The sequence below is a fragment of the Longimicrobiaceae bacterium genome, assembly GCA_035936415.1.
Lineage (GTDB): Bacteria > Gemmatimonadota > Gemmatimonadetes > Longimicrobiales > Longimicrobiaceae > JAFAYN01.
The window spans coordinates 1-9,764 of record DASYWD010000175.1 but is presented as its reverse complement, the minus strand read 5'-3'; the positions used below and the strand labels follow the sequence as shown (position 1 = coordinate 9,764).

10 protein-coding genes are annotated in these 9,764 nt (G+C 74.1%); 4 read left to right on the top strand and 6 right to left on the bottom strand.

Annotation, left to right across the window (positions count from 1 at the left end; translation table 11 throughout):
• Both VGR37_06795 and VGR37_06790 read left to right on the top strand, forming a co-directional pair.
• Nucleotides 1-217, top strand: a 217-nt coding sequence (locus tag VGR37_06795; protein ID HEV2147091.1) for a hypothetical protein, incomplete at its 5' end; no start/stop codon positions are given.
• Nucleotides 218-289: 72 nt separating this feature from the next.
• A complete protein-coding gene (locus tag VGR37_06790) occupies nucleotides 290-1,420 on the top strand; it encodes a hypothetical protein (GenBank protein HEV2147090.1) in 1,131 nt (376 codons plus the stop codon).
• Nucleotides 1,421-1,586: 166 nt separating this feature from the next.
• On the opposite strand, the gene VGR37_06785 is transcribed toward VGR37_06790, so the two are convergent.
• The gene (locus tag VGR37_06785; GenBank protein ID HEV2147089.1) at nucleotides 1,587-1,988 is read right to left on the bottom strand and encodes a RidA family protein; all 402 of its coding nucleotides are present in this window, start codon (nucleotides 1,986-1,988) and stop codon (nucleotides 1,587-1,589) included.
• Nucleotides 1,989-2,033: 45 nt separating this feature from the next.
• Complete coding sequence (locus VGR37_06780; protein HEV2147088.1) at nucleotides 2,034-3,254, bottom strand: GAF domain-containing sensor histidine kinase; 1,221 nt, start codon at nucleotides 3,252-3,254, stop codon at nucleotides 2,034-2,036.
• Between the two features lie 248 nt (nucleotides 3,255-3,502).
• On the opposite strand from VGR37_06780, the gene VGR37_06775 reads away from it, so the two are divergent.
• Nucleotides 3,503-4,687, top strand: coding sequence for a class I SAM-dependent rRNA methyltransferase (locus VGR37_06775; protein ID HEV2147087.1), 1,185 nt, complete (start codon nucleotides 3,503-3,505; stop codon nucleotides 4,685-4,687).
• A gap of 329 nt (nucleotides 4,688-5,016) precedes the next feature.
• Here VGR37_06775 and VGR37_06770 read toward each other — a convergent pair whose 3' ends face one another.
• Nucleotides 5,017-5,781 (bottom strand): outer membrane beta-barrel protein, encoded by a 765-nt coding sequence (locus VGR37_06770; protein ID HEV2147086.1) that lies wholly within the window; start codon nucleotides 5,779-5,781, stop codon nucleotides 5,017-5,019.
• A 271-nt stretch (nucleotides 5,782-6,052) separates the two neighbouring features.
• Between VGR37_06770 and VGR37_06765 the strand changes: the two genes are divergently transcribed.
• Complete coding sequence (locus VGR37_06765) at nucleotides 6,053-6,460, top strand: OsmC family protein (protein HEV2147085.1); 408 nt, start codon at nucleotides 6,053-6,055, stop codon at nucleotides 6,458-6,460.
• 462 nt (nucleotides 6,461-6,922) lie between these two features.
• Here the strand turns inward: VGR37_06765 and mutY are convergent, their stop codons facing one another.
• The 3 genes from mutY to VGR37_06750 form a co-directional block, all read right to left on the bottom strand.
• A complete protein-coding gene (gene mutY / locus VGR37_06760; GenBank protein ID HEV2147084.1) occupies nucleotides 6,923-8,017 on the bottom strand; it encodes an A/G-specific adenine glycosylase in 1,095 nt (364 codons plus the stop codon).
• Nucleotides 8,014-8,418 (bottom strand): hypothetical protein, encoded by a 405-nt coding sequence (locus tag VGR37_06755; protein ID HEV2147083.1) that lies wholly within the window; start codon nucleotides 8,416-8,418, stop codon nucleotides 8,014-8,016. Before VGR37_06755 ends, mutY begins: the two co-directional genes overlap by 4 nt.
• 92 nt (nucleotides 8,419-8,510) lie before the next feature.
• A partial coding sequence (locus VGR37_06750) for an MFS transporter (GenBank protein ID HEV2147082.1) occupies nucleotides 8,511-9,764 on the bottom strand: 1,254 nt, incomplete at its 5' end.

Here is a 9,764-nt window from a genome sequence, read left to right as displayed (position 1 = left end):
GGTGGCCGGGACCAACCGCTCCACCACGGCGCCCTACATCGCCTGGAACGCGAGCGGGACCAAGCTGGGCACCGTGCAGGTGAACCAGCAGATCAACGGCGGGAAGTGGAACGCCATCGGCACCTGGAACTTCTCGGCCGGCTGGAACAAGGTCCAGCTCAGCCGCTGGACTACCGAGGGCTACGTGGTCATCGCCGACGCCGTGCGGATCCGCTGACGGACTCGTAGATTCTGCAGCCCCGGGGCCGGCTCCCCCGGGGCCCCGGGACTCCCCTCTGCCAGCTTGTTTATGCGATCTGAAGCAAAGAACCCGTGCGTGCGGCTCCGCGCCATCCCCCGGGCCCTCCTCGCGGGGCCGCTCCTGCTGGCGCTCGCCGGGTGCGGGCAGGAAGCGGCGCGGGCGGCGTCGGGCGCCGCGGACACCCTGTCGCTGGCGGAGCGGCGTGCCCTCCCGGGGACGCTGGTCTGGGTCTCCGAGCGCGACGGCAACCCGGACGTGTACGCGGCCCGCCCCTCCGGCGAGGGGGTGCGGCGCCTGGCCGGCGGTCCGGAGGCGGACTACCCGGCCGCCCTCGCGCCGGACGGCTCCGCGGTGCTGGTGATCTCCGTGACCGAGGAGTCGGGCGACCAGCTGGAGCAGATGCTCCTGTACCCGCTGGCCGGCGGCGCGCCCCGCCCGATCGGCCCGCGCACGAGCCGCTCGCGGAGCCCCAGCTGGTCGCCGGACGGGCGCTGGCTGGTCTTCGAGTCGGACGAGGCGAGCTTCCGCGACCTCTACCGCATCGGGAGCGACGGCGCCTCCCCGCTGCGGCTGACCAATGACGAGCACGGCAACTTCGAGCCCGCCGTGTCGCCGGACGGCGCCTGGATCGCCTTCGCCTCCTCGCGCGACGGCGACGCCGAGCTGTACCTGATGCGCGCCGACGGCTCGGAGCAGCGGCGCCTGACCGCCTTCCACCGCGACGACTGGGGGGCGATGTGGTCCCCGGACGCGCGGATGCTGGCCTTCCTCAGCGATCGCGAGGGCTCCGACCGCATCTTCGTGGTGCGCCCGGACGGGACGGGGATCCGCAGGCTGACCGGTGCCGCGGCGAACACCGGCACGGCCGCCACGGAAGTGAAGGAGGCGGAGCCCGCCTGGTCGCCGGACGGGGCGCGCCTCGCCTTCGTGCGGCACACGCGCGACGGCACCGCCCGGATCCAGGTGGCGGACCTCGCCACCGGGCGGGTCACGGAGCTCTCGGACGGGCAGGGTCGGGACGGCTCGCCCACCTGGTCGCCGGACGGCCGGTACCTGGCCTTCACCTCCGACCGGGACGGCGACCCGGAGCTGTACCTGATGCGGGCGGACGGAACCGGCGTCACCCGCCTGACGCACGCCCCCGGGCCGGACTGGCTCCCCCGCTGGGGCAGCCGATAGGGGACCCCTCCCCCGGCCAACGGCGGACCCCCTCCCCCGGCCCCTCCCCGCAGGGGGGAGGGGAGCACGACAAACGGCGCCCCCACCGGGATCTCCCGGCAGGGGCGCCGTTTCGCACTCCGCACTCCCGCACTCCCCGGCTCCCGCACTCCCGCACTCCCGCACTTCACCTCCCCGGCAGGTACGCCACCGCGCTGATCTCCACCAGTACGTCTCCCAGGTCCGCGCCGACGGTGGTGCGGGTGGGGTAGGGCGGGCGGAAGGCCTCGGCGTAGGCGCGGTTGAAGGCCTCCCAGTCGCCGACGTCCTGCAGGTAGGCTGTGATGGAGACCACGTCCGCGAGGGTTCCGCCGGCGGCGCGGAGCATTCCGTCCAGCTTCTCCAGCGTGTAGCGGGTCTGCTCCGCCACGCCGCTCCCGCGCAGCTTGCCGGTGCGCGGGTCGCGCGGCACCTGGCCGGAGACGAAGAGCAGGTCGCCCGCGCGCACGGCGGGGGAGTAGGCGCCGCGTGGGGGCGGCACGTCGTCCCCGGGGGCGACCGGCTCCCAGCGGCGTGAAGGATCGGACATCGGGGTGTCTCCCGGTCTGCGGTGGAGGGTGGCGGGCGCGGCGCCTCAGGCGGGGCCGGCGTCTTCGGCGGGCGCCTCCCGCTCCAGGGGGAGGTAGAGCGTGAAGGCCGATCCCTCGCCGGGGCGGCTCTCCACCACCAGGTCGCCTCCCATGGCGCGGGCCAGGCGGCGCGAGACGGCCAGCCCCAGCCCGCTTCCCGGCTCCCGCTTGGTGCCGCGCCCGCTGGCGATCTGCAGGAACTCCTCGAACACGGCCTCCTCGCTCCCCGGCGGGAGCCCCGGCCCGGTGTCGCGCACGGCGATCCAGGTGCGCTCCCCGCCCAGGCCGGCGTCCACCCGGACCTCGCCGCGGTCGGTGAACTTCACGGCGTTGGAGAGCAGGTTCACGAGGATCTGCCGCACCCGCACCGCGTCCACGCGCACCGTCTCCCGCTCCACCGAGTCCAGGTTCAGCCGCAGCGGGAGCTCCTTGGCCCGCGCCTGCGGCTCCACCGCGAGCACCGCATCGCGCACCACCTCCCCCAGCACCACGCGCTCCGGGTGAAGCTCCACCCGCCCGGCGTCCAGCTTCGCCAGGTCCAGGATGTCGTTGACCAGCTCCGTGAGGTGCGCGGCCACCTGCGCGATCCGCTCCACCATCTCCTGCTGCTTAGGCGACAGGCCGCCCACGATCCCGTCGGCCAGCAGCTCGCTGTACCCCACGATGGCGGCGATCGGGGTGCGCAGGTCGTGGCTCATCGCGGAGAAGAAGCGGTCCCGCGCCAGCGTGGAGCGCTTCAGCTCCTCGTACAGCCGGGCGTTGTGCAGCGCCACGGCGGCGTGCACGCCCAGCGTCTCCGCGAGCTGGACGACGTCGTCGGTGAGCGGGGCGGGGCTGTGCCACGCCACCACCAGGACGCCGCGGACCTGGTCGCCGTAGCGGAGCGGGGCGGCCACGGCGGAGCGGAACCCGTCGGTGCCGGACGACCACTCCGCCAGCGGGAGCTGCGCCTCGTCGGCGATCGCGTCGCGGGCCACCTGGGGCTCGCCGGTGCGCAGCACGCACCGCACGATCTCCTGGAGCTGCGCCGAGGGCGTCCGCCCGCCGTCCACGCGGTACAGGTCGCCCCACCCGCGCTCCGCCAGCGCAACTGCGGTGAAGTCCGCCCGGAACAGCGCGCGGGCCCGCTCGCGGACGATCCCCAGGATCTCGTCCGTGTCCAGGCTCCCCGCGGTGGCGAGCGCGACCTCGCGGAACACCTGCAGGGCGTGACCAGACTCCGGCATGGCGAACGCTCCCCCGGGCCGCGTGGCGGCCCCCGGCGACGGTGAAAGGTGGACGCCCCGCGCCCTCGGGGGGACGAATCTGGCGCGCCCCACCCCCGGGCGCAACGCCCCGCCGATGGCGGCGCGCGGCATGCTCCGGGTCGCAAGATCCGTGCGGCGCACGGTGCCCCGGGGGAGCCTGGACGGTATCTTGCGGGCCGGGGCCGCCGCACCGGCACCCCAGAAAACCCAACCCGTCCCCGACACGCATGCTCCCGCCGCTCCGCCTGAAGAAGAACGAGGACCGCCGCCTCCGCGCCGGGCACCTGTGGGTGTTCAGCAACGAGGTGGACGTCGCGCGCACCCCGCTCACCGCCTTCGAGCCCGGCGACCCGGTCGTGGTGGAGGACCACCGCGGCGCCCCCCTCGGCGCCGGCTACGTGAACCCGCGCTCGCTGATCGCCGCGCGGCTGGTGAGCCGCGACCCCGCCCGCCCCCTGGACGGCGCGCTGCTGCGGGAGCGGCTCGCGCGCGCCCTCGCCCTGCGGGAGCGCCTCTTCCCCGGCCCCTTCTACCGGCTGGCCTTCGGCGAGGGTGACGGCCTCCCCGGGCTGGTGGTGGACCGCTTCGGCGCCACGCTGGTGGCGCAGCTCACCACGGCGGGGATGGAGCGCCTCCGCGACGAGGTCGTCACCGCGCTGGAGGAGACGGTCCGGCCCACCGGGATCCTCCTCCGCAACGACCTCTCCGGCCGTTCGCTGGAGGGGCTGGAGCCGTACGTGGAGGTCGCGCACGGCGAGGTCCCGGAGGCGGCGGAGCTGGAGGAGAACGGCGTCCGCTTCCGCGCCCCGCTCTCCGCCGGGCAGAAGACCGGCTGGTTCTACGACCACCGGATGAACCGCGCCCGGCTGCGCGCGTACGCCCCCGGCCGGCGGGTGCTGGACGTGTTCAGCTACGTGGGTGGCTGGGGTGTGCAGGCCGCGGCCGCGGGCGCGGCGGAGGCCGTCTGCGTGGACAGCTCCGAGCCCGCCCTGGCGGAGGTGCGCGAGAACGCGGAGCTGAACGGGGTGGGGGAGCGGGTGCGCGTGCGCCGCGGCGACGCCTTCGACACCCTCCGCGCGCTGGCGGCGGAGGGGGAGCGCTTCGGGGTGGTGGTGCTGGACCCGCCCGCGTTCATCAAGCGCAAGAAGGACCAGAAGGCCGGCGAGGAAGCATACCGGCGGCTCGCGCAGCTCGGGATGGAGGCGCTGGAGCCGGACGGGATCCTGGTGTCCGCCTCCTGCTCCTTCCACATGAGCCGCGAGGCGCTGCAGGACGCCCTCCTGCGCGCCGGCCGCCGGCTCGGCCGGGAGCTGCAGCTCCTGGAGGAGGGGATGCAGGGGCCCGACCACCCGGTGCATCCGGCGATCCCGGAGACGCGGTATTTGAAGGCGTTCTTCGCGCGGGTGGGGTGAGGGGACGGGAACAGGGCAGCTTACGGCGGCCCTCACCCGGCGGCCTGAGAGCCGCCACCCTCTCCCAAGTTTGGGAGAGGGGATGAACTGCCCGTAGCCGTCAGCCCTCCCCCGCATGCGGGGGATATAGGGGGCAAATGTTGCGAGCCTAAAGCGAGCCGGGTGGGGGCCTTCGCGTGAGGGATGCGAGCCCGTCAGGGGCGAGACCCCGCGGCTGTTTGCGGGGGCTCGACTCCGTTGCACACGGTCGTATCGTGTGCTACGGAGCCGCAGCCCGGCCCCGGCGCCAGCCGGGGACACGCCCAGGCCAGCCGTTCAATGGCCGTGCGCTACCGCCGGTCGGAGCGCGGGATCCCGACGGTGACGCCCACGCGGAAGGTGAGCAGGTCCGTGTCGCTCCGCGAGGGCGTGAACGAGATGCTCCCGTTGGGGTTGTCGATGATGTCGCCCTCGCGCAGGTACTCCGCCTCGCCGCTCTCCAGGTAGACGACCCCCACGTCCAGCGAGATGGGCGACGGACCGCCGCGCAACGGGACGTACAGCCCGGCCCGGCCTCCGTACGAGAACGTGGCGTCGTCGTAGTGGGTGGTGCGGGCGAAGCTCCGGTCGTCGTCGCGCCCGTCCACGGAGGATTCCGTGTAGAGGTAGGTGAGGCCCACGAAGCCGCCCACGTACGGGCGGAGCCTCCCGTCCGGGAGCCCGATCTGCGGCCCCACCCCGAGGTGGGCGATGTTGTTGGTAGTGTTCACGTCCACCAGGATGCGCCCGCCGATGGAGGAGCTGAGCGGGACGCGCATCCGCTCGTGCCCGTAGTTCACGAACCCGGCGTCGAACCGGAGCCCCAGGATCCCCCGTGCCGCCGGCTGGTAGAGGAAGTGCACGTCGCCGCCGAACCCATGGTCCACGAAGTTCCTGAACTCGCCCTGCGGACGGGCGTAGTTAAAGCTGGCACCCGCGTACGCGCCGCTGGCGCGCTGGGGACCGCGCGGGCCGTGGCCGTCCTCCCAGTCCGAAGGGTGGCGGCGCTGGGCGTGCGCGGCGGACGCGGCAAGAAGGGCAACGCCCAGGAGCAGGGCGGAGGTACGGGTTCTCATGGGGACCTCTGACGGCTGTGCGTGAAGCGGGACCTGCATCCGCCCGGGAGAAGCGCATCCCCCGCGCCAGACCGCGCTGTCCGCGCAAGTGGAAGGGGCGCATCGGGATCACATGTTCCCGACCCGCCATCCGGACCCGCGGTGTCCTTTGGCGGGGACACCGCATCGTGTCCGCGGGAGACGCCCCGGGATGCCCGGCCCGCGCCGCGTAGATAGATTGCGGGCATCAAGGGCGTCCGCCCCAGCGCACCACCCGAACCAGCACAGGGAAATGGCCGTAGAGATCACCGGCGAGTACAGCGGCGAGCTGAAGATGAAGCTCCGCCACGGGCCCTCCGGGAGCGAGGTCCCCACCGCGGCCCCGGCGGACAACTTCGGGGACGGGAGCTCCTTCTCGCCCACCGACCTGCTGGCCGCCTCGCTGGGGGCGTGCATGGTCACCACCATGGCGATCGTCGCGCGCCGCGAGGGGATCCCCTTCGAGGGCGCCCGCTTCACGCTGGAGAAGCACATGCGCTCCGACCCGCGCCGGGTGGATGCGCTCCCCGTCACCCTCCGCATGCCCGCCTCGCTTACGCCGGAGCAGCGGACGCGGCTGGAGCATGTCGCCCGCACGTGCCCCGTGGACCGCAGCCTCCACCCCGACGTGCGGCGCGAGGTCAGTTTCGTCTACGAGTAACGGCGGATTGAACTGCGTGCTTGGGCGTGCCCCCGGCTGGCGCCGGGGTCGGGCTGCGGCGCCGTAGAGCACGATACGACCGTGCTCAACGGCGGCGAGCCTCCGCAAACAGCCGCGGAGTCTCGCCCCTGACGGGCTCGCATCCCTCACGCGGCCCCCTCCCCACGGACTTGCCCCCTCCAATCCCCCGCAAGCGGGAGAGGGGTTTTTTCCCATCGATGAAGGCGCCCGGGAGGTGGGGGGAGGCTCAGCAGGCGGTGCGTCTGTTTGAGCCCGCGCCGCACTCACGTCTCGATCCGCCGGCCGGGCGAGTTTCGCACCGCCGGAGGAGCCTCCCCCCGCCGACCACTCGCGATACGTCCGGATTCGGTATCCGGCCGCCGGGTGAGGGCCTACGACAGCGCCCCCACCGGGAGATCCCGGCAGGGGCGCTGTTTCGCACTCTCGCACTCCCGCACTTCTTCACCTGAACAGCGTCGCCTCCGTCGCCAGGGCGGCGATCTTCCGCTGCGCCACGGGGAGCGCGTACCCGTCCAGCTCCGACGGTGTCGCCCACGCCCAGGCGTCGTATTGCAGCGCACGCGGGGCGCCGCCCGTCCACTCGCAGCTGATGGCGTGGTACGTGGCGCGTACGTGGGTGAAGGCGTGCGCAACGCGGCCGATCTCCTCCCCGGCCCGTACCTCCATCTCCAGCCCGTCGCGGACCGCGCGCTCCGCGGCGGCGTGGGCCGTCTCCCCCGGGCGGCGCACGGCCCAGGGGAAGGCCCACAGCCCGCCGAGGCGCGCGTCCGCGGGGCGCCGCACCAGGAGGAGGCGCCCCTCGTGCTCCACCACCGCGCTCGCGGTGTCCTCGTGGGGGACCGGCTTCGCCCGCTTCGGCAGCGGGCGCTCGTCCTGCGTGCCGTGGGCGAAGGCGCGGCACGTCTCGCGGACCGGGCACGCGCCGCAACGCGGGGTGCGGGGGACGCAGACGGTGGCGCCCAGCTCCATCACGGCCTGGTTCAGGTCGCCCGGGCGCTCGCCGGGGACCAGCGCCTCCGCCAGGGCCCAGAGCTCCGCCTCCTCGGGCTCCGGGGCGTCCGTCCAGCGGGCGAAGAGCCGGCGCACGTTGCCGTCCACCAGCGGTGCCTCGCGCCCGAAGGCGATGGACATCACCGCCCCCGCCGTGTAGCGCCCCACACCGGGGAGCGCTCGGAACGCCTCCGCGTCGCCCGGCACGGAGCCCCCGTAGCGCTCCGCCACCTCGCGCACCGCGCGGTGGAAGTTGCGGGCGCGCGAGTAGTAGCCGAGCCCCTCCCACTGCTTCAGCACGTCGTCCAGGGGCGCCGCGGCGAGCGCGTCCAGCGTGGGGAAGCGCTCCAGCCAGCGCGCGAAGTAGGGGCGCACCGTCTCCACGCGCGTCTGCTGCAGCATCACCTCCGACAGCCAGACGCGGTACGGGTCCGGCGCCTCGCCGAGGGCGGCGCGCCAGGGGAGGTCGCGGCGGTGGGCGTCGTACCAGGCGAGGAGGCGCTCGCGGACGCGCGGGACCTCCCCGGGAGGGAGGGGGAGCGTCACTCGCGCACCCAGCGGAAGGTGATGGTCTTCCCGCGGTACTCGTCCCGCGCGAAGTCCCGGTCCGCCAGGATGGCCGTGAGCACCACGAGGTGTCCGTACTCCAGCCGGACGCGGAAGCGGGGCCCCGCCGGCTCGAACGAGGCGCAGTGCGGGCCGCGGTCCCGCGCTGAGGTGGAGAGCCGGACCGCGCCGGCTCCGTAGGACACGGTCAGCCGCTTGCGCCCCTGCACCGGAGGCGCGCTTTCCAGGCACACCGTCGTGGAGCTCCCCGGGTGGCTGGTGACGTGCACCTCCACCCGCTGCCCCTCGCGCTCGATGTCCTGCGCCGCGGCCGGCCCGCCGAGCATCGCCACCGCCGCGAGCGCGCCGAACGCCGCCTGGAGTGCCGCTCTGGGATCCACGCCTCATCCTCACGGGTGCAGGGGAGTGCGCCACGGGGCGCAAAGCCATCAAATATAGGCAGATACGGACGGTTCCGCGAGGGGCGTGCCCGTCACCTCAGCTCCCGCAACTCCGGGACCTTCCACGCCACCAGCAGCACGAGCGCGGCGAGGGTCGCCGCGCCCATCGCCAGCGCCGCGGGGGCTCCCACCCAGCGCGCCAGCGCCCCGGCCTGCAGCGAGCCCACCGGCGTCATCCCCAGGAACATGAAGACGTACACCGACATCACCCTCCCGCGGAGGCGGTTCGGCACCAGCGACTGCAGGAGCGCGTTCACGCTGGAATTGTTCAGGATCATGCAGAAGCCCGCCGCGGCCAGGAGGAGCAGCGACAGCGGGAAGGCACGCGAGAAGGCGAACGCCCCCACCGCGAGCGCGAAGGCGAACGACGCGCCCAGCACCAGCGGCCCGCGGCGGACCCGCCCCGCCACCACCGAGAGCGTGATCCCCCCCGCCAGCGCACCGGCCCCGCTCGCCGCCAGGAGCCAGCCCAGCCCCTGCGCGCCCACGTGCAGCACGTCGCGCGCGAAGACCGGGAGGAGCATGGCGTACGGGAAGCCGAACACCGAGAGCGCGGCGATCATCCACACGAGCGTCCGCACCACCCGGTCGCCGCGGATGAAGCCGAACCCCTCGCGCAGGTTCTCCAGCGTGGAGGCGGTCCGCTCCGGGCGGCGGAAGGGCGGAAGGCGGATCGCCAGCAGCCCCGCGAGCACCGCCAGGTACGACACCGAGTTCAGGTAGAAGCACGCAGCGATCCCCACGCTTCCCAGCAGCACCCCCGCCACGGCGGGCCCCACCACGCGCGTGGCGCTGAAGGCGGTGGAGTTCAGGGCGATGGCGTTGGTCAGGTCCTCCTCCCCCACGAGGTCCACGAAGAACGACTGCCGCGTCGGGATCTCGAAGGCGTTCGCCGTCCCGAGGAGGAACACCAGCACCATGATCCACGCCACGGTCACGCGCCCGGTGTCGGTGAGCAGCGCCAGGGCCAGCGCCAGCACCGCCGCCGCGGCCTGCGCGGCGACGATGATGCGCCGCTTGTCCATCCGGTCCGCCACGACCCCGGCGTACAGCGTGAAGAGGAGCACCGGGAGCGCACCCGCCGCCGTCACCGTCCCCAGCAGCAGCGCGGAGTCGGTCAGCTCCAGCACCAGCCATCCCTGCGCCGTGGACTGCACCCAGGTGCCGGTCATCGACAGCAGATGCCCGAAGTAGAAGAGGCGGAAGTTGCGGTGCCGGAGCGCGGCCAGGGCGCCCCGCGCCACCCCCGCGGCCCGGGGGCGCGGCGGGGCGCCGGGGAGCTGCAC